Source organism: Agromyces molybdatiresistens (assembly GCF_052748445.2).
Map to the genome: position 1 here is coordinate 1,906,898 of NZ_CM188258.1, position 17,890 is coordinate 1,924,787.

Genomic DNA, 17,890 nt, shown 5'->3' on the forward strand with positions numbered 1-17,890 from the left:
ATCGCTCCAGGGGCGGTAGCTCAGCCGGTTAGAGCAGTGGACTCATAATCCATCGGTCACGGGTTCAAGTCCCGTCCGCCCTACAAAACCGCACTTGATCAGGGATTCTTGCACCCACCATCCGCTCTTCTTCGCGGCAAGTGCAAGCGCACTCGAACTGTGTTCGAGCGTGCTGGAGATGTAGGCGGTTGAGTTGGTTGCGTCTTGAGTGAGCTCGGGCTGTCTTGAGGGCGACGTCCGTTCGCGTGCTGTAAAGGGAAGGCCCGGCATGTCACCTTCCACGGCACTCGAGGCGGCACGTCGTTAGCGGCGAACTCAATTTGCTGCCGCCGCCGTCGATGCCGGACTCGCCGACGGCCTTCTGGCCGGTCCGTACCTGCTCGTTAACTGCGATTGCGCTCGCGACCCGTATGAGGGTGGGGATCGCCATCTGCCCGAACGTCCAGCTTTCCGATGTGAACCCGAATCAGCGCGAAGCACTCTGCATCGTATGAGATCTTCTCGCGGCCGGAGGCGATCGATCTGCGTGCTCCGGCGGCTTTCCAGCGGCAACATCCGCTCTGCATGAACATTTTGGCGGCAACCGCAGGTGCCGATTGCCTGCCGCGGCCACCGGGTGCCGTCCGCTCGTTCTTAGGAGGTCTCGCCGCTGGTCGTCACGGAGCCGTCGGCAAACACGGTGCACGTCAGCCCGTCAGCAGCGGTGCCGGTCGTCGTTGAGTAGTTGAATCGCTTCGTCCAGTCCTCGGGCTGACCGAGGGGCGGAGAGGACCACCACTGGTTGAACTCGCTGGGTACGTTGAAGTGCACGCGAGGCCGCGGTCGGCGGCGGGAGCGCAGCAGTCGCGCGATGGCTGGGGCATCGGGGTGGTAGTAGATCGACCCGCTGGTCGAGATGACCCATTCGCTGCAGCGTATGCGGTCGAGCAGCTCATCCGACACGTTGTTTTGGCTGCCGTGATGGGGGAGCTTCACGAGGGCGAAATCTAGGGGTGACTGAAGATGCCGCTCAGCCGCGTACACGTCGAGACCCTCGCAAACGTCCGTCGGCCAGGCGTCACCCGTCAGGAGCACGCGCTGGTTGTTCCACTCGAGCACCAGGCAGATGCTGCAGCCGTTGGCGGGGGCGGTGTCCTCCGCGCGGTTCCGGTCTGCCAGCTGGTCAAGTTGCCTGTCGTCGGCGATCACCGGCGCGACTGGTCGGCGCCGTCCGCCCTGAGGGACAGCGTTGGTGGCGTCGCGTCGGTCGGACTGGGGCAGCCGCGCCTTGTCGACGGCTTCGTTCACCTTTTCGGCCCACGTCGTCTTGAACCGCTCGAGCCGACGATGAGGGGGGCCGATGACGGTGATGAGAACGTCCCCGCACGCGGAGGTCTGCAGAGGCGTTGTGCGCTCGACGGCTTTGCGGTGGAACTCCTCGTTCCACGGGCTATCGCCGAGCCACTTCGCCAGGACCTCGCCTTGGACCGGTCCTTGCGCCTCAAGGGGGGGATTGCGCGGGGCGGCGAAGCCCAGCATGTGCGGCCAACCGTTGAACCACGTGTCGTCGAACGTCCATCCGTCTAGGGGGACCGTCTCCGCGATTCCGGTGATTGCGCCGCCGATGTGGTCGGCGTCGACGTGGGTGATTACGAGCAGGTCGAAGTGGCGTTCCGTCTCATGTAGCTCAGCGACCTCTTGGCGGATGCGTTTGCCGGTCGCGCCCTGCCCCATGTCCACGAGGATCTGGCGACGAGTCCCATCGTCGTCTGTCCAGCGGATCCAGATGGCATCGCCTGCTTGCGCCGGCAGAAACCTCAGCTCGATGCTCATGCTTGATCGACCGCGTATTCGGTCAGCGCGATAGCGTTCCAGTCGACGCCGACGATCCGGCTCGTGATGTCGGCGACGGCTTCTGCTCGCGAGGCTTCGCCCGAGCCGTCGGGCCAACGCCGGAGCAGGTCGAGCAGGAGCGCATAACCGTCCGCGAACATCGGGCGCATTTTGGCCACCTCGAGCAGCCGGTCAAGCCAGCGGGCACGTTCGTATTCGTCCTCATCCTGCGCGTGTAGCGCGATCTCGAGGACGCGTCCGTCCGCCAGCCAGGCGAAGTCCCTCGCGAGGTTCGCAACCCACTCTTCGCGTTCGCGGAGTCGCCCCAGTCGATGCAAGGTCAGTCCACCCAGTGCGGCGGCTGTCGGATCCCGGTACTTATCTAGAAGCAGCCCCGCCGCCGAGTCGAGAAACGATGTCGGCGACGCATAAGCACCCGACCGAAGCTGACCCTCGAGATTGGAGGCAACTAGGCGCTGCCGCGCGAACCGGACGTCGAGGCGGACGCCTCCGTCGTCGACCGGCGTAACGATGCAGGTGTCCGTCGGGAACCACCCGACGGGATTGATGGGAAGGGATGCCGTGACGGTCGTTTCGCCGATTCGGAACGCGCAGTGCGGAGCATCGGTCAGCGGGTCATCGAGATCATCGGGCTGAAAGAGCCACGAGCCTTGGAGGACGCGTGCGCTGGCTCCCTTGGTGTAGACGAGCTCCGCGGGCCAGCTTGGCTCATCACCTGGAGAAGTGTCTAGGTAGAACATTGGAGAGTCTTCTCCGGCGCCGGCAGTCTCGCGCGTCGCGTCCGACACCGGTTCCTTCCCGAAGTGCACATGGAACCCTTCGGGTCCTTGCACCTCGACGAGTTCGTCTGCTCGTCCGCCGTCAGGCAGGGTGGCCACGATTCGATAGATCCCAGGGCGCACCCTGATATCGATCGAACCATGGCCTTGGCCGACCAAGCGTTCCCTCGCGTCTCGCACCTCGATCGGCAGGTTGGACGCGAGTAGGTAGGACTCGCTCGTTATCTCAACTGACAGCTGACCGAGCTCGACCGGGGCGGCCGCATCACCCACTACGCACCCCCAAGTCGCAATGAGCCGTCGAATCCCGGAGGCTCCAGCCGATGCAGCTTGTCGAAGTCGTGGTACGGCGACTGTGTCGTGACCTTGATCTTGTAGTAGCCTGCCGGCATCGTCGACTCGAATGGCCACGTCGCACTGTCGGTGACGCGTGGTTCGGTCGCGTTGAACAGCAGAGACAGCACGGAGGTGCCGCCGGCGGCCTCCGGGTCGACCGTGAGTCGGACCGGCACCTGTGGGACACCCTTGAGGCGGTGGATTCGGGTGCGTGCACTGAGCCCGACCACTTCGACGTTCTGTTCAGCAGCGTACTGTGCGGCAAGGCGCCTCACCGCCGGTCGAACCGCGTCGAGCAGTTTGGTGGTAGTCACCCACCAGTCGTCGGTTGTCAGGTCGGTCGGACCGTCCGCGCCGGCGCCGCGGAACGCTTCAAGCAACGCTCTGCTGAATATCGACCGATCGTCGGGGACAGAGAATGCCGCTTCACGAGTCGATGAGCCGAGGTACAGGGTTGAAGATGCGGCGTAGCCGCTTGGGATGGAGAGCGCATACGCGCCGGCGAGCGTCTCGAGGTTGGGACTTTGCAGCCTTTCGCGGCAGGCGTCGAAGAACCAGAATTGCGTCGACGCGAACTCCGGCCCATCAAAGGCCTCGAAGCAGCCGGCTACGTCAAGGGCCCCTCTCAACTCCTGTACCCGGGTCCGGGCAACGTCCTCCAGGAGAAGCACAGCGCCTCGTTTCGTGAACTGGATTCCATGCCCTACCACATAGACAAAAGCGACGGCATCGGGGTCTCGGCAATCTTCGACGAATCCCTCCATCTCCTCGTCGACCGCACTGCGCGTCGCGGGGCAAGGCGACGCGAGGTGCGCCGCGATCGTTCCACCGATCGTCTCGCCGTCGGCCGGCGAGAGCAGGATCCGCAGTGTGGCCAAAGGCGCATCGCTGTCGTACTCCGAGATCAGCCACGAGGCGACGTCGGCCGCCGAGGATGCCGCACTGCTGAGCTCGGTCATCCCGAACTCCGCGCCGAAGTCCGTCTGGTCTGGGCCATCGAGAAACGGGTACTTGCTCACTCCGATCACAAGAGCGTGCGTTCTCTGTGCGGCCGCAGCATCCACCGCGAAGTCGAGCTTCATGACTTGCCCCCGGTTGCAGTGGCTCTGCGTCCGCTTCCTTCGATCGGAAGGTAGTCGAGGGTGTCACCATCGTGGATGACCGAGAGCTTTGTCGATCTGCGGCCTCTGGTAGTTGGCGCGAAGGTCACCGTCACCGCTGCCGCGGCACGCGCCGGCAGAGACGGGATCGTGTCTGGGGTGACGCTGAACCCGCGCGACGGGTCGGCGATGACAACCGAGAGATCACTGAGCTCGGCATCGCTGAGATTCGCCACATTGACATCTCGTGTGACCCGCGTGCGCTCGTCAACGTCACCGAACTGCAGGTCACCGCGAATCTCAAGCAGTGGCGGTTGATCAGGCGAGACCTTTCCGCTTCCGGGTCCAGTCTCGGGTTTCGTCAGAAGAATGGCCGCCACGCGCTTCAGCAGCTCCTTGAAGTAATCCTGCTGGAAGCCCACGACGAAAGCGATAACGAACAGCACGATCTTTCCGGACGTCGAGATGCCCTGCTCAGCAGTCAGACCGACGTCGATCGACTTCGTCACCCACACCACAATGAGCGCCGCCACGGTGCCGAACACGCAGCCCAGTAGCACGCGGACGAGGTAGAAGGCGTTCCACTCCCACCCCTGGCGCTCGGCCTGTCGGCGCTGTAATGGCGTTGATCGACGAAAATTCTTCCAGTGATAGCTCACTGAGTACATCGCGTGACTCGCGCCGCCCAGAGCCGCAGCCCATGGAACGATCCACGGGAACACTCCACCGATCACCGCGCCGGTTGAGGGGAACCATGAGAGATCAAGGAATGACACGACCAACAGCGCGAGCAGGACTGCAAACTGCAGTCCCAGAATGAACAGAATCCATCCGGGCCGCAGCCCAGCAATACCACGCGTCATTGCGTCACCGCCCTCCAGTTCCATCGGGATGGCGAACGAATCCTCACAAGACTGACTCGATGCCTTTCGTACCGCTATTGCGGTACGCCCGCAATAGCTGGATGGATATTGATTCGAGCGTTGTGTCCACGACGCCGTGTCTCGATCCTCGTAGAGACCGCGCAAGACCTGTCAGACAGGCAGCACGTGAGGCGCCGCCGGCTCGGCCGCAATGTTTCGAGCACGACCCGGAAACCGACGGGCTGCAGACGAACCCGTCGACGTGTCGCCGTCGTCGAGGAGCACGGTCGAGACGCCGAAGAACGTTCCGCTGAGGCCATTGCCCCGGTCGTGGCCGCTTCGACCGACGCCGGTCCTCGTCGGGCAGCCGCGCAGGAAGGTCGGTCACCCATGCCTGGACAATGATTCGGCCTGGGTTTCGTTCCTATCGGTTTCCCTGTCCGGCGGTCGCCGCCAGGCCTGATTCTTGGTCAGCGTAGTAGGCCTGCTCAACCTCGATCGGGGTGCGCAGGTCGAGTTCGCCGTGCAGGCGCTGGTTGTTCCACCACCACACGTACTCGAGGGTGGCGAGTTCGACCTGCTCGACGGTCCGCCACGGTCCCTGACGGCGGATCGGCTCAGTCTTGTAGAGCCCGTTGACAGCCTCGGCGAGGGCATTGTCGTACGAGTCGCCGACGGTTCCGGTGGACGGTTGCGCGCCGAGCTCGACGATCCGGTCGGTGTACACCACAGCGAGGTAGTCCGACCCGTGATCGGCGTGATGGACCAGCCCGTCGAGGTTCCCGCCGGCGGCCCACGCGGCCATGTTCAGCGCCTGCAACGGCAGGATGTCGGCCTTCAAGGTCGCGGCGACGTTCCAGCCGACGATCCGGCGCGAGTACACATCGGTCACGAACGCGACGTACGCGAACCCGGACCAGGTGGCAACGTAGGTGACATCGGCCACCCACAGCTGCCGCGGCCCAGGCGCGGTGAAGCGTCGCTGCACGAGATCCTTCGGCTTCTCGACCGCGGGATCGCTCTTGGTCGTGAATACCTTCTTCGAGCGTCGCACGCCGCGGACACCGGCCAACCTCATCAGCCGCTCGGTCTGGTCCCGGCCGACCGCCCAGCCCTGCCGGCGCAGCAAGGCGTGCATCTTGCGCCGCCCATACACGCCGTAGTTCTCCGCATGCAGCCGCGCGACCTCGGGCACCAGCAGCTCATCACGCAACGCCCGGGCCGAGGGGATGCGGGTCTTCGCGGCGCGGTAGCCGCGGGCGGTGAGGAACCCACGGATCGCCGGGCGCAGCACCCGGCAGATGGCCTTGACCCCGAACTGATCCCGATGCTCGTCGATGAACCGGATCACTTCGTCGTGGGATGGTCGAGTTCCTTGGCGAAAAACACGCTCGCCGCCTTCAAGATCTCGTTCGCCTTGCGGAGCTCGGCGACCTCCCGCTTGAGGCGACGATTCTCCTCCAGCACATCCGTCGGAGTGCCCGCGACACGTCCCTCATCGACCTCGACCCGCCGCGCCCAGGTCCGCAGCGTCTCAGGACTCATCCCGAGCAGGTCAGCAACGTGCCGCACCGCGGCGCTCTTGTTCACATGCGCCGGCATCGCCTCAGCGAGCATCCGCAACGCCCGCTCACGCATCTCGGGTTCAAACTTCTTCGGCATCGTCATCCATCCTGAATTAGAGGACGGAACGAAACCCAGGCCGAATCAGTGAGCAGTTTTCGAGCGTCGCCGACGCGAGGACATCAGAGCAAGATTCATGCCAGCATGGGCCATGGTCACCGCGCTGGACGAAGATGACATCTTCGCGAACCTAGAACTGACGGATTGGGTCCAGATCGTATTGTCATGCGTCATTGGACTGCTGACAATCCTCACGTACCTACACGCCAGACGGACGTTCTTTCAACCGCACAGGGCAGAGGTATACAAACGCCAACTGGATCTCTTGACGTCCTTGACCGGCGCCACATACGGCAATGGGACCGCCGAGTTGAGGAAAGGACTCGGGATCAGCGACACCGAGGAATTGACTTGGTGGCTTCTGATTTGGTCGTGGGGCACGCACGTACTCGGTGGGTTGAATCAGGGCCTGGAAGAACGCCTCAAGGATCGGGACGCCGATGGCCTTGCGCAGATCGGTGCATTTGCCTGGCTCGAGCGGGTCTTGGACGGCGACGACCCGACGTACAGGAGGCCAGGCAAAGCGGAGTTCCTCGCGCAACCGTGGGTCGACCTCGTGCTCTCGCCGCAGCAAGAGTTGGTGATGAAGCAACTCGGAAAGACTGCAGCGGATCCTCTTCTTCCGACGGACATCCGCGATGCAGTTATCCGACTCATGTCAGAGATGCGCCGGACAACCGAGAAGATCGTGGATGATGCCATCGGAGCGGCGGCAGATCTCGACAGTCACTATCCGGATCTGACTTCGTTGTTCGGTGCGGATATCGAGTGGATCAGGGGTGTCGGCATCTACGACCGCGGTCTGCTGGAGGCAAGGGATCGTCTCGTTGCTCTAATCCGAGGATACGTCCAGCCCGACGCTGCGGCGTCTCTGCGTCGGTAATCATGTCCCGCGTCAGCCACTTGGCTAGGGTTCTTCGATTTCGAAGTTGGGGATGGTCGGGCTGGCCAGGCCCGCGTGGACGTCGGCGGACCGCTTCCACGCGATCGCTTCATGCAGTCGGACGTGATTGTAGTCGTGCCGGTACGCGTCGACCTGCTCGACCAGCGACAGGCCGTGATCGAGCTCATTCTCACTGGCCCGACCGACGACTTGAACCGCGCACGTTTATCCAGCACTTTTGACCCGAGATGCCTCGAAGGCCGCCGAGGTGGATGGGTAGAGTTGAGGTTCGATAGCCAAAGTCGCGGCAAGAGAATCCTGATCACGTCGATATTGTTCGAGGCATCCCGGCCCGGGCCGAGACGGCGGACCCGGTCCGGGTAGTTCCATCGGTCACGGGTTCAAGTCCCGTCCGCCCTACGAAAAGCCTCTTGATCAGGTCTTTTCCGAGCGTCGCTTATTCTCGAGGGTGTGTCCATGAATCGCGTTCGAGCCATCTGGCACGGTCTCGATTGGCATGGTGATCGGTCGCCGAATTCTCGTCCGGCAGCGCTGAAGGGCTCATTGCATTTTGCCCGCGGCACCGAAGTGGCATCGCGAGTCTCATTGACTAAGGCCTCCGGACGTTCCGCCTCTGGTCTTGGGATGTCCTTCCGATTGCGCGAGTTCGACCCGATCTGTCACTGCCGCAAGTTTGTTTGCAAGGTCACGGAGGTCTTCGACCCGAACGTCACTTAGCCCGACGGAACGCCAATTGCGGTGCGTGATGATCGGACGTTCTTCCTCCTCGTAGGGCCACCACTCTCCGTGAACAACGCGATTCCGTTCCTTCATGAGGGTCTCAGCGTCTCGAAGAGTTCTGCGGAGCTCCGGGTGCGAGTCTCGGCCCTCTACATCGAGAACGCGGATCACGAGCTGTCGAAGTGCGTCGAAGCCAAGGCCCCTCGTGGCAGCGAGCGCTCGCTCGTCTGGATCGTCGAAGCCGCTGTACCAAGGATCAAGGAGTGACGCGGCGAGCCAAAACAGTCGCTCCTCGAGCCTGCCCGACCAATACGCGACAGCGCCCAATGCGACTAGGAGCTCGTCGCCGAGGTCTGGCTTAGCCCACTGATCCGCGAAGGACATACCCGCTCCGTTGGAGAGAACACACTTTAGGACACGCTACCAACGAGCCTCGCCCTGTTGCCCGGGCGGAGTTGACGGTGAGGTTCACGGTGCCTTAGGTCGTGTACAGGGTCCCGGATCGTCGGAACGGGCCCGTTGCATCGTCCTCTTTCGCTGGCGCGTGTCGGATCAGCCATCGTCGCCGCGCCACTCGGCCTCGGCGTCGTTCCGTCGTGCCTCGGCTTGATAGCTGTCAGCGATGCCACGGAGTACTCGCGCGGTCCGCGGCCACCTCGTCGCGATTTTGCTGGCCATCTCTCGGTAATGCTGCTCGAGTTCTCGCTCCTGTTCGCCTCCGTCGTAGACGTCTCGCGACGTGACGCCACGCTTGTTGGTCTTTCCGATGTGAAGGCCGGTATCGATGCGCGCATTGCCGATGCTCTCGACGAGTTCACGTACCTCTTCGACGGGCCACACACCGTCAGGGCCGGTCGGGCTGGCAGCAAGCACCTGACCGATCTGCTCGTCGCCGATGGAGCCGCGTCCACTATCGCTGAACGCAAGGCGTGCCCGGCGGACCCAGTCAGTCAGATGAGCCCCATCGACGATTCCGTCCTTGCGGAGGCCAGGCAGCACGTCCCACTCGTGAAGCACACTCCAGGCGAGGCGTCCCATCGTCTGCTCGCCGGGAGACAGTTCGCGCTTCGGTTCGTTGTCGGCCCGGTACACACGGCTGACGAGATCCACAAATTGGTCGGGATCTGCGCAGAGCCAGCGGTAGAGCGCGCCGGACGGTTGGTGATCGTGGACCAGGTCGAAGAACGCGAATTCGTAGAGCGGGAGATCCCCGTCGTCGGGGAGCTCGCGTTCCATGTACTCGAGGAGCGTGCCGATGTAGAACGAGGTCATGGACGGGTCTTCGATAGGAGTCGATACCGTGATGAGGGCGGTCAAGGTGGACTTGAGCAGCTCCAGCGCGGGCGCCTGCTGTTGCATCACCATGTCGCACAGGAGCCCGACGGCAGCCCAAGGGCGCCCGTGCTCGAGCAGCAAGCGCGCGCCGTCGGCGCGGTCCTCGGCCGCGAATCGGTAGTGGGATACGCGTCGCCAGTACGCAGCCTCCAGATCACCTCCCAGCCCGGCGACCGCTTCCCAGTACGGCCTTGTCGTGGGGATCGCAGCCATGAGTTCCCGAGCCCCCGGGGCGGTAGCTTCTGGGTTCGCGAGCATGGCCATCATTCGATCGACGCCGCCCTCATTTTCTACGCGGTAGTTCACGAAGTCCATTGCCGCCTCCCGAAGTTTTGACTCGTCGCTGGAGAGCCAGCCGAGGACACTGCTGTCACTGACGGAAGGCACCTCAGCGATACGGCGTCCGACGACCATTGGCAGATCAACGTCGAGCACGAGCTCTTCGGCTGCCGCCATGCCCTGGGCCAGTACCTCCGTGATCGCCGATCGCTGTAGCTTCAGAAGGTCCTCGTCGTAGCCTTCGTCGCCGAGCTTTCTGCCAGGCACGACGGCGCGCCAACTGAACAGGTTGGAGTACCGCCGCGGATCCGTCGTCGGTGCAAGTTCGGCGGCGACTTCGCGGTAAACAGCGATGTCCTCTGTGGACATGGCCCAATCCGCGTCAGGGTACTTCTCATGCCGATCGGCTTCTGCAGTCAGCGATTCCCAGAGTCTGTATCGCTCGTCTTCGTTCCATGCGGCGCTGGCGATGCGCTCGCGGAATATCTCGAGGACTTTGTCGCGATCGGGCTTGGCAAGGTTGTCGACGCCAGGGATCAGCTCCTCCCAACGGTCCGCGCGATCGCCGGCGGCATCGATGGCGAGAGCCACAAGACCATGGATGTAACGTCCCCATTCTGCGTACGTGACGTTCGACTTCACGGGTGACCAATCCCGGAACATCGGGATGTGCGGCTCGAAGGCGGTAGCGTGGCTGCTCGGCCAGACCCCGAGGATGACCTTCCAGCCGACGTCCGGAACCCGCTGGAGTGCGCGGTCGATGACAGCGAGCTTGTCGTCGACGCTTCCGCCGCTGTGCGGGATCCACCCCAGGACGGCGCGTTCCAGACTCGCGATCGGTCGATTGCTGAGTCGGCCGCCCGGGTCGATCGCGGCGAGACCTGAAAGGAGACTGGTCGACCGTCCGAAGTGTTCCGGTGACCACGTGAGGCTCTCGAGCGCCCAGAGGAGGTTGGGGTGAGGAGAGCTGGAGCCGAACATGCCTCCGTCGGTTTCGTCTCTAAACAGCGTCCGCAAGAGGGGATTCGGCCGCTCGAGGTCATGTTCGACGGCATCTTGGAAGATCTCCGGGGCGGCCTCGGCCAACGCAGGAAGTGATGGTGCAAGCAAGGCCCACGTCGTGCCAGACTCGTCCTCGCTTGCTCGTTCGAGCAGCGTTCGTACGATTCGGTTCACCCGAGCCTGCAGCTGAAGGTCCGGTGGCAGGTCGTCCGATGCGGCGCCGGCGAGGGCCAGACTGTGCCCGAGATGCTTCTTGAGGGTCTCTGAGTAGGTAGGTGCAGTGCCGGTCGCACTGGCGGTGAGGCGCGCGACGCTATCCATGCCGGCGAAGGGGTCCGCGTCGAGTAGGACTTGCATGATGGTGTCCTGCCATCGGTCGAGTTCGCTGTCGCTGAGATCGCCGAACAGCAGGTATGCGGCCTCCTGCGGGTCCGCGAGCCTCCAGCGCCCTCCGGACTTGACGAACGGGGCTTCGGGCCGATCCGCGAGCGACCGGAGCAGCCGTTCGACCTTCTCGAGGCTCGAGCCCGTCATCATCTCGAGGATTGACCTGTCACCGTCGTAGACGCCCCAAGAGCCGACGAGCGCAAGCGGCGCCAGGATCGCTGTCATGTCCGGGTCGCGAGCCCAGTCCGGCTTCTGAAGACGAACGTCTCGCGCGAGGTACCTGAAGAGTGCCGGCATGCTCCGTCGTGCGAGGGCTACGATTCGCTCGGCCTTGTGCGCGTCGACATCGAGACTCCTGACGATCTCGCGCGCCGCAACGCGGTCCACCTTAGGGAGATCGATGTTCTGGTCGCCTCGCACGACGACGTCGCCCCCGGCGATGAGGATGACGCGGTGCCCGAGATCGAGGGCGGCCTTCAGGTCCGGGGTCTCCGTGAGGAGGGGGATGAGTATCAGGGGTTCCTTGCTCTCAACCAAGCGATGCCAGGCCTCCGCCGCAGTAACGACGACCGCTCTGCTCGTGAGCGCAATGCTCGGAGCCAGAGCGGCAACTACGAATGCCAGCGCATCATCGGGCCAGGCGGCTTTCACTGCGATCGACGAACCCAAGCCCTCTGCGGCCGTGAGTGCCGCGGTGAGTTCCTCCGCCTGCTTTGCCCGCCCCGCGAGGAAGAAGGCGCGCGGGAGCTCGAGTGTGATGCGCCCCTGGAACGAGTCCCACCACCGTTCGAGAGAACGCGCATCCCGCGGAAGGAAGCCAAGGCGTTCCGAGATCCAGTAGTGAACCGAGGGAACTGCGCGGAGCCATCCTTCGAGGACGTGCGCATCTATGGTTTCGACCCCCCCGAACTCGCCTTCTGCCGCTCGATCCGTTGCCCAGGTCGCACCGTTGGCCCAATTGCGGGGAGTGCAGAAGACGAAGACCTCGTCGGCACGCGTCGATCCGGTGACGCGCTTGTCGTAGTCCTTCTGCGCCTTGCCCTTCGGGTTGAGGTCGGTCCCGAACTCGAATCGGAGCTCACCCGCGGGGAGAAAACTGCTCCCGCTGGACGTAGCTGTGCCATCCCACTCGGGTGCCGCGACACCTTCGTGAGCTCGAATCCTGATATTGGTTACGCCTGGCGTGTTGGCGAGCAGCCTACGCATCAAATCAGGAAATACCGTCTTCGCGTCGCTACGAGCGGCCCACCCATCGAGTTCGATCGCCGTGACGAGTTCCGGGCCGTCCGTGCGAAGTTGCGGCCCAACCGAGGACGCCGACTCTCCGCGCTCGCGCAGCAGTCGCAGAACTTCATCACGTGCGAAGCGGTGCTGTTTTGCGCCGGGTAGACGTGCGGTGAGAAGCGCTCCTGACTTGACCCAGTTGCGGACTGTGTTCTCGTGGACGCCAAGCAGTCGCGCAGTCTCGCCTACGGAAAGAAACTCCGGGAGGCCCGATTCACCGTTCATGCCAACAGCGTAGCAGATTGTGTGTATTGTGGACTTGTTGCCACCGCCGCCTCGTCCGAGGATGGGCGCGACGAAGGAACGGGCGACGAGCGTGGCCATCCATGTTGATTACTGGTGCCAATAGTGGCACCATATTGATAGGCAGGAACGTATGCCGAGCATCGAGAAGATCGAAGCGAAAGCTCGCCGGACGCCTGGTTCACTCAGTTTCACGGAAGCAGTCGCACTGGCAGAGCACCACTTCGGGGCGCCCCGATCGGGTCAGGGGAGCCATGTTGCGATCTTCAAGATGCCGTGGCAGGGTGACCCGCGCATCAATCTGCAGGCCGGTGGCGGAGGCTCTGCCAAGGAGTACCAAGTGAAGCAGCTCGTGAAGGCGATCGACAAGCTGAAGGAGGAACGGTGAACACCGCTACGCGACCGAACGTCGAGCACTATCAGTACGTCGTGTCCTGGTCGCCGGAGGATGGCGAGTTCGTTGCTACCGTCGCAGAGTTCCCGTCGCTTTCCTGGCTCGCCTCAGGTCAAGCCGAAGCGCTCCGCGGGATGGAGCAACTTCTCGAAACAGTGATCGATGACCTGATCGAAAGCGGAGAACCCGTCCCTGAACCACTTGCCGACGCCAGTTACTCTGGGCGGCTCAACTTACGAGTCGACCCGTCCCTTCATCGGAGGCTCGCATTGGAAGCCCAGCGCAACAGGGTTTCACTCAATCGTTGGGTAATTAGCAAGCTCACCTGACCGCTGCGCAGCTGGTCGGTGCAGCGTGCGGCCGGTGTCACGATCCGCCTCGAGGGGGGCGGGGGACGACCACACCGAGCGCGCCGATCTGGCAGGCCGAGCGATGACTTGATCCGCGCACGTTTATCCAGCACTTTTGACTCGAGATGCACCGAGGATCCTCGAGGTCAACGGGTATCATCGAGACTCGACGATCATGATCGCGGCAAGGAATTACTGATCAAGCCGAGAATGTTCGAGATGTCCCGTCCCGGGCCGAGACTACGAGCTCGGGCCGGGTAGTTCCATCGGTCACGGGTTCAAGTCCCGTCCGCCCTACATTTTGTTTTCACAATTTGATCTGGGCTTTTCCCAACATCCTAGGTCGGGCCTTGATCACCGCCCTGACCCATCAGGACTGCCTCACCCCCCCGTACGCGTTCAATCGGCGCAGATCATCCGGAAGAGGATCGGCTTTCGACCTCTGATAACAGACCGGCCGAGGCGTTCGCAGGGGCGGTCGTGAGTGCGGCCGCGACGGCCGCTGTGAACGCGCTTGGCTGATCGACCCACGGGAAGTGTGTACTGCCTGGCAGCACGGTGACGAGGGCTCGATGGAAGAGCTTGACCAGTTCGGCTGCAACCAGGGGTCCGGGTGCGAGGTCCTTGTCGCCGATCAGGATCCGAACGACTGCGTTCATCCGCGATATCCCAGCCCTGATGGTCTTCGGTCCTGCCTGCCGTCCATGTCGTGGGATCGACGGACTTCACGACCCGGATCCGATGTCACAGGACGGTCGCCCGTCGTGTCCTATGTACAGGGTCCTCGACATTGGGCCGAGGCTCGAAGGGAAGACCATGAGCGTGCTCGACTGGTTGCACCGCCCTCTGCACCACAGAGCGGTGCATGTGTTCCGCCGCGCGGCCGAATGCGGTGACGGCGAACGACTCGCCGCGCTGCTGGATCCCGGGGTCGCCGTGGTGGTCGATGCCGGTGATCGGGATCAGCCCAGGGTCAGAGTCGTCCACGGCGTCTACGAGGCGATCGCCCTGCTCATGCACGGCATGGCGGCCAAGCCGGGCCTCATCATCGACGAGCGCGCGGTCAACGCTCAGGCCGGGCTCACGCTCAGCCGAGACGGCGAGACGATCGCTGCGATGACTCTCGACTTCACACGCGGGCTCATCAGCGTGGTGTGGATCCGCTTGCGTCCGGAGAAGCTGCGGCACTGGAGGGAGGTCTGACGGGATGGGCGATCTCAGGCGGCAGTCGAGCGCATCGAGCTCGCATGCGGGCTGATGCCGGCGGAATCGCCGCGAAAGGACTCGATCCGGAATACGGGATTCGAACCTGTGACATCCTTGCGGCTTGATTTCGGCTTCGAATGCCCTGGCGAATGGCGGCTCCCTCGACCATGGTTTCGACCCGGTCTGACGTCCAGCTGTCGGGCCCGTTGAAGTCGCACCCCGCGGGAGCGCGTGGCCATGCCCGCCGTGGTCCGCGCGCACCTCAGCATCGGGATGGTTCCGTGATCAGAAGCCGAGGTCGAACCCGCCGCCGGCGTCGAACTCGTCGGTCGCGGGCGCGTCCGTGAGGTCATCGGGAGGAGGGCTCCAGGTGCTCCAGGCGACGGAGGCGAGCGAGTACCAGATGACGGCGTCGAGGATGGAGTATCCCACCACCGCGTTCGTCGTTGCTCGCTCCTGTGTCTCGTCGAGCGTCTGGGTGATGGTGCCGGGTCGGCGCCGTTCAGCTCTGGCCGCCGATCGGGCGAGGCTCTCGGGGCGGGCGTCGGCTGGTCGTTCGTCGTCCGTGGTTGCTGTTGCGGTGAGCCGTTCGTAGAGCAGGTCGAGCTGGGTGGGGGTGAGTCGTTCGAATGCTTCGACATGCGCCTGCTCGAGGACGTCCTGTGGCGCGGTGCGCAACAGTTGCTCGTATCGTTCGACGGCTGCGGCGTCTGGGTGCGGGATGCCGGCAGGTGCAGGTGCAGGTGCAGGTGCAGGCTCGGGTTCGAGTTCGACCTTCCGACCGAAGATGCGTTCCAGTAGACCCATCAGGTGCTCCTCTCTCGTTTCGCACGATCCGTGCGACTGACTGACCAGATGCGTGCGGATGATCGCGGGTTCTCGCAGTGCTCGTGCCCGGCCGTGATCAGCCGAACGTGAAGCAGTAGACCTCTGCTCCGGTCTCGAGGAATTCGATCTCGAACCTGCGGTCCGTGATCGGACCGGGCTGGCGGATGAGCTGGTACGTGTTCTGATCGCGGACGATGCCGCGGCCGTCGGCGTCCACGTCGGAACCGTGGGCGTCGGCCACGGCCCGGCCGTCGAGGGTGACGCGGAACGGTATGGCAGCGCCTCTGGCGCGTGGTCCCATGACGAGGTTGAGGTCGCGGGCGTGGAACTGGAACGCGATCCGTGCGCCGGGTGCGTTCGAGCCGGCCGCGTGCCGGGCGACGGTCCAGTTCCCCGACAGGTCCCACGAGTTGAGCGGCAGCACGGGGGCCACCCTGTACGCGTACGGCAGGTCGAGCGGCGCTCTTCCCTCCGACGCGAAGCCACTGCTCTGGAGGTACCCGAGGTACGTCTCGGGTGATCGCAGCGCCCGCCAGTCAGCTGCGACCTCGAGTCCGCGAAACTCGACCGCCACCAGGTCCAGGTCGACATCCTGTGCCCCGGCGTCGAGGAGGAGGCGTTGGATGACCATCTCGGTCTGCGCGTACTCGCCCTCGCCGAAGTGGTGGTGCCGGATACGCCCATCCGCGTCGGCGATGTAGACCGCCGGCCAGAACCGGTTCGCGAAGGCGCCCCACACCCGGTAGCCGCTGTCGACCGCAACGGGGTACTCGACGCCCAGGTTGCGGGTCTGCGCGACCACGTTGTCGAGGTCGCTCTCGAAGCCGAACTCGGGCGTGTGCACACCCACGATGGTCAGGCCCGCCTCTTCGTACTTCGATGCCCATGCCCGGACGTAGGGGAGCGTGCGGAGCCAATTGACACAGGTGTAGGTCCAGAAATCGACGAGGACCACTCTCCCGCGAAGTCCCTCTGGTGTCAGCGGCTCGGAGTTGAGCCACGCGGTCGCCCCATCGAATGGTGCGAGGCGCCCCTCATCCGGGAGTACGCCGTCGTCGTCTGCCAACCAGTGGGCGATGGAACGGATGATGCCGGTTCGCGCCGGCTCTTCCGATGTCGTCGTGGCACGTGTGTCGTTCATCGGATTCCGCTCATCGTGCATGGGACACCTCCAGGAGAAGTTGGTCGGTCAAGCAGAAGGGCTCGAAGGATGCGACGCCTCGCCCGCAGTGGGGATGGCGCCCTGGGCGAGCTTGAGCCGAGTCCAGACGTTCATGTTGATGATCACCGCGGCGATCTCGGCGACCTCCTGCTCGTCGAAATGTGCCCGGAGCGCGTCGTGCAGTTCCGAGAACCGTGCGATGTCGTACGTCGTGAGACCCTCGCAGTAGGCGAGCGCGACCCTCTCGGCCGGCGAGAACATGGCACTCTCGCGCCATCCGCTCAGGTGCGCGACGACCTCGGCCGGGATACCCAGCTGGTCCGCTACCCGGCTGTGCAGGATCAGGCAGTACGAGCACGGATCGAGCTGGGCCACGCGAAGCCGCAGCAACTCGGCAAGCCGTGGATCCAACGACAACGCGGCCGAGTACCCGAACCTCGCGGCCATCTCCATCGCGATGGCGTGGAACGGCGTGAGGTCGGGATCGAAGCGCGTGTTCACGAACCGAATCTCGGACCGGGATTCCCGGTCCGGCTCAGCGGCCGAGGGCGGTGGCGACGTCGTCGTCATGAGCGTCGGACGCTCAACGCCGGATCTCGGGGAGTTCGTCGCCGATGTGCCCCGGCGCCGTGACGGCGAGTACCCGTTGCACGAATGCGTCGTACTCCTCCATGAAGTGACGAAGGAACTTCGCCGTGGCCTCGTCGCGAACCTCACCGTCGCTGCCGAACACGTCGTCGCGGAACGTGATGTATGCCTCGGGCGCATTCAATTGGGGGGCATCGAGGAAGCTCAGCACGCTTCGCATCGACGCCTGCATGACTGCGGTTCCGATGCCGCCGGGCGAAGCTCCGATGATGCCGGTCGGCTTCATGGCGAAGGAGTTCGATCCCCACGGGCGCGAACCCCAGTCGATGGCGTTCTTCAACGCTCCCGGGATCGAGCGGTTGAACTCCGGCGAGATGAAGAGGATGCCGTCAGATGCCTCGATCGCCTCCTTGAGTGCTCGAGCGGGCGGCGGGAAGTCCGCATCGAAGTCCTGGCTGTACAGCGGCAGGTCGCGTATCGCGATCTCGGTGAACTCCAGATCGTCGGGTGCGAGCTCGAGCAGCGCCTTCGAGAGCGTTCGGTTGATCGACGTGCTCGACAGGCTTCCGACGAAGTATCCGATCTTGTGTGTGTGCATGAGCGTGGTTCCCTTT

The 17,890-nt window shown here is 63.9% G+C and carries 16 protein-coding genes, 1 tRNA gene and 1 other annotated feature; of the genes, 5 read left to right on the forward strand and 12 right to left on the reverse strand.

Going from position 1 to position 17,890, the window contains the following annotated elements; all coding sequences use genetic code 11:
* Positions 1-9: 9 nt before the first annotated feature.
* Positions 10-83: transfer RNA gene (locus tag ACULK2_RS08810), tRNA-Ile, on the forward strand.
* Positions 84-633: 550 nt separating this feature from the next.
* Here ACULK2_RS08810 and ACULK2_RS08815 read toward each other — a convergent pair.
* The 5 genes from ACULK2_RS08815 to ACULK2_RS08835 form a co-directional block, all read right to left on the reverse strand.
* Positions 634-1,812: an MBL fold metallo-hydrolase gene (locus tag ACULK2_RS08815; protein ID WP_445969521.1), complete on the reverse strand. Its 1,179-nt coding sequence runs from the start codon at positions 1,810-1,812 to the stop codon at positions 634-636.
* Complete coding sequence (locus ACULK2_RS08820; protein ID WP_445969520.1) at positions 1,809-2,885, reverse strand: hypothetical protein; 1,077 nt, start codon at positions 2,883-2,885, stop codon at positions 1,809-1,811. Before ACULK2_RS08820 ends, ACULK2_RS08815 begins: the two co-directional genes overlap by 4 nt.
* The gene (locus ACULK2_RS08825) at positions 2,885-4,030 is read right to left on the reverse strand and encodes a caspase family protein (RefSeq protein ID WP_445969519.1); all 1,146 of its coding nucleotides are present in this window, start codon (positions 4,028-4,030) and stop codon (positions 2,885-2,887) included. Before ACULK2_RS08825 ends, ACULK2_RS08820 begins: the two co-directional genes overlap by 1 nt.
* Positions 4,027-4,935, reverse strand: a complete 909-nt coding sequence (locus ACULK2_RS08830) for an ASH domain-containing protein (RefSeq protein WP_445969518.1) — start codon at positions 4,933-4,935, stop codon at positions 4,027-4,029. Before ACULK2_RS08830 ends, ACULK2_RS08825 begins: the two co-directional genes overlap by 4 nt.
* A 400-nt stretch (positions 4,936-5,335) precedes the next feature.
* A protein-coding gene (locus ACULK2_RS08835) for an IS3 family transposase (protein WP_445969682.1) occupies positions 5,336-6,573 on the reverse strand; the annotation gives its coding sequence in 2 pieces (ribosomal slippage) (positions 5,336-6,288 and positions 6,288-6,573; 1,239 coding nt in all).
* Positions 6,186-6,301 (reverse strand) — a sequence feature (AL1L pseudoknot). Its footprint overlaps the gene before it by 116 nt.
* Positions 6,574-6,685: 112 nt before the next feature.
* On the opposite strand from ACULK2_RS08835, the gene ACULK2_RS08840 reads away from it, so the two are divergent.
* Positions 6,686-7,477, forward strand: a complete 792-nt coding sequence (locus ACULK2_RS08840) for a hypothetical protein (RefSeq protein WP_445969517.1) — start codon at positions 6,686-6,688, stop codon at positions 7,475-7,477.
* Positions 7,478-8,080: 603 nt separating this feature from the next.
* Here ACULK2_RS08840 and ACULK2_RS08845 read toward each other — a convergent pair.
* Together ACULK2_RS08845 and ACULK2_RS08850 are read right to left on the reverse strand one after the other, a co-directional pair.
* On the reverse strand, positions 8,081-8,602 hold the full coding sequence (locus tag ACULK2_RS08845) for a hypothetical protein (RefSeq protein WP_445969516.1): 522 nt from the start codon (positions 8,600-8,602) through the stop codon (positions 8,081-8,083).
* A gap of 168 nt (positions 8,603-8,770) precedes the next feature.
* The gene (locus tag ACULK2_RS08850; RefSeq protein ID WP_445969515.1) at positions 8,771-12,829 is read right to left on the reverse strand and encodes a helix-turn-helix domain-containing protein; all 4,059 of its coding nucleotides are present in this window, start codon (positions 12,827-12,829) and stop codon (positions 8,771-8,773) included.
* 52 nt (positions 12,830-12,881) lie between these two features.
* Here ACULK2_RS08850 and ACULK2_RS08855 point away from each other — a divergent pair, with 52 nt between their 5' ends.
* Positions 12,882-13,136: a toxin HicA gene (locus tag ACULK2_RS08855; RefSeq protein ID WP_445969514.1), complete on the forward strand. Its 255-nt coding sequence runs from the start codon at positions 12,882-12,884 to the stop codon at positions 13,134-13,136.
* Positions 13,133-13,471, forward strand: coding sequence for a type II toxin-antitoxin system HicB family antitoxin (locus ACULK2_RS08860; RefSeq protein ID WP_445969513.1), 339 nt, complete (start codon positions 13,133-13,135; stop codon positions 13,469-13,471). The genes ACULK2_RS08855 and ACULK2_RS08860 overlap by 4 nt, the downstream gene beginning before the upstream one ends.
* 434 nt (positions 13,472-13,905) lie before the next feature.
* Here the strand turns inward: ACULK2_RS08860 and ACULK2_RS08865 are convergent, their stop codons facing one another.
* Complete coding sequence (locus ACULK2_RS08865) at positions 13,906-14,151, reverse strand: alpha/beta fold hydrolase (RefSeq protein WP_445969512.1); 246 nt, start codon at positions 14,149-14,151, stop codon at positions 13,906-13,908.
* A gap of 157 nt (positions 14,152-14,308) precedes the next feature.
* Between ACULK2_RS08865 and ACULK2_RS08870 the strand changes: the two genes are divergently transcribed.
* A complete protein-coding gene (locus ACULK2_RS08870) occupies positions 14,309-14,695 on the forward strand; it encodes a sigma-70 family RNA polymerase sigma factor family protein (RefSeq protein ID WP_445969511.1) in 387 nt (128 codons plus the stop codon).
* A gap of 288 nt (positions 14,696-14,983) precedes the next feature.
* Here the strand turns inward: ACULK2_RS08870 and ACULK2_RS08875 are convergent, their stop codons facing one another.
* From ACULK2_RS08875 to ACULK2_RS08890, 4 genes are all read right to left on the reverse strand, one after another.
* Entirely contained in the window at positions 14,984-15,376 is a 393-nt protein-coding gene (locus ACULK2_RS08875) for a hypothetical protein (protein ID WP_445969510.1), read from the reverse strand.
* Between the two features lie 226 nt (positions 15,377-15,602).
* Entirely contained in the window at positions 15,603-16,667 is a 1,065-nt protein-coding gene (locus ACULK2_RS08880) for a thioredoxin (RefSeq protein WP_501044981.1), read from the reverse strand.
* Positions 16,668-16,715: 48 nt separating this feature from the next.
* The gene (locus ACULK2_RS08885; protein WP_445969508.1) at positions 16,716-17,258 is read right to left on the reverse strand and encodes a carboxymuconolactone decarboxylase family protein; all 543 of its coding nucleotides are present in this window, start codon (positions 17,256-17,258) and stop codon (positions 16,716-16,718) included.
* Between the two features lie 13 nt (positions 17,259-17,271).
* A complete protein-coding gene (locus tag ACULK2_RS08890; protein ID WP_445969507.1) occupies positions 17,272-17,874 on the reverse strand; it encodes an NADPH-dependent FMN reductase in 603 nt (200 codons plus the stop codon).
* Between the last annotated feature and the right edge of the window lie 16 nt (positions 17,875-17,890).

Excerpts from the sequence above, each read along its gene's own strand:
- ACULK2_RS08815 (WP_445969521.1), bottom strand. The coding sequence starts at position 1,812 with ATGAGCATCGAGCTGAGGTTTCTGCCGGCGCAAGCAGGCGATGCCATC.
- ACULK2_RS08845 (WP_445969516.1), bottom strand. The coding sequence starts at position 8,602 with ATGTCCTTCGCGGATCAGTGGGCTAAGCCAGACCTCGGCGACGAGCTC.
- ACULK2_RS08855 (WP_445969514.1), top strand. The coding sequence starts at position 12,882 with ATGCCGAGCATCGAGAAGATCGAAGCGAAAGCTCGCCGGACGCCTGGT.
- ACULK2_RS08825 (WP_445969519.1), bottom strand. The coding sequence starts at position 4,030 with ATGAAGCTCGACTTCGCGGTGGATGCTGCGGCCGCACAGAGAACGCAC.
- ACULK2_RS08885 (WP_445969508.1), bottom strand. The coding sequence starts at position 17,258 with ATGACGACGACGTCGCCACCGCCCTCGGCCGCTGAGCCGGACCGGGAA.
- ACULK2_RS08850 (WP_445969515.1), bottom strand. The coding sequence starts at position 12,829 with ATGGCCACGCTCGTCGCCCGTTCCTTCGTCGCGCCCATCCTCGGACGA.
- ACULK2_RS08840 (WP_445969517.1), top strand. The coding sequence starts at position 6,686 with ATGGTCACCGCGCTGGACGAAGATGACATCTTCGCGAACCTAGAACTG.
- ACULK2_RS08870 (WP_445969511.1), top strand. The coding sequence starts at position 14,309 with ATGAGCGTGCTCGACTGGTTGCACCGCCCTCTGCACCACAGAGCGGTG.
- ACULK2_RS08890 (WP_445969507.1), bottom strand. The coding sequence starts at position 17,874 with ATGCACACACACAAGATCGGATACTTCGTCGGAAGCCTGTCGAGCACG.
- ACULK2_RS08865 (WP_445969512.1), bottom strand. The coding sequence starts at position 14,151 with ATGAACGCAGTCGTTCGGATCCTGATCGGCGACAAGGACCTCGCACCC.
- ACULK2_RS08830 (WP_445969518.1), bottom strand. The coding sequence starts at position 4,935 with ATGGAACTGGAGGGCGGTGACGCAATGACGCGTGGTATTGCTGGGCTG.
- ACULK2_RS08880 (WP_501044981.1), bottom strand. The coding sequence starts at position 16,667 with ATGAACGACACACGTGCCACGACGACATCGGAAGAGCCGGCGCGAACC.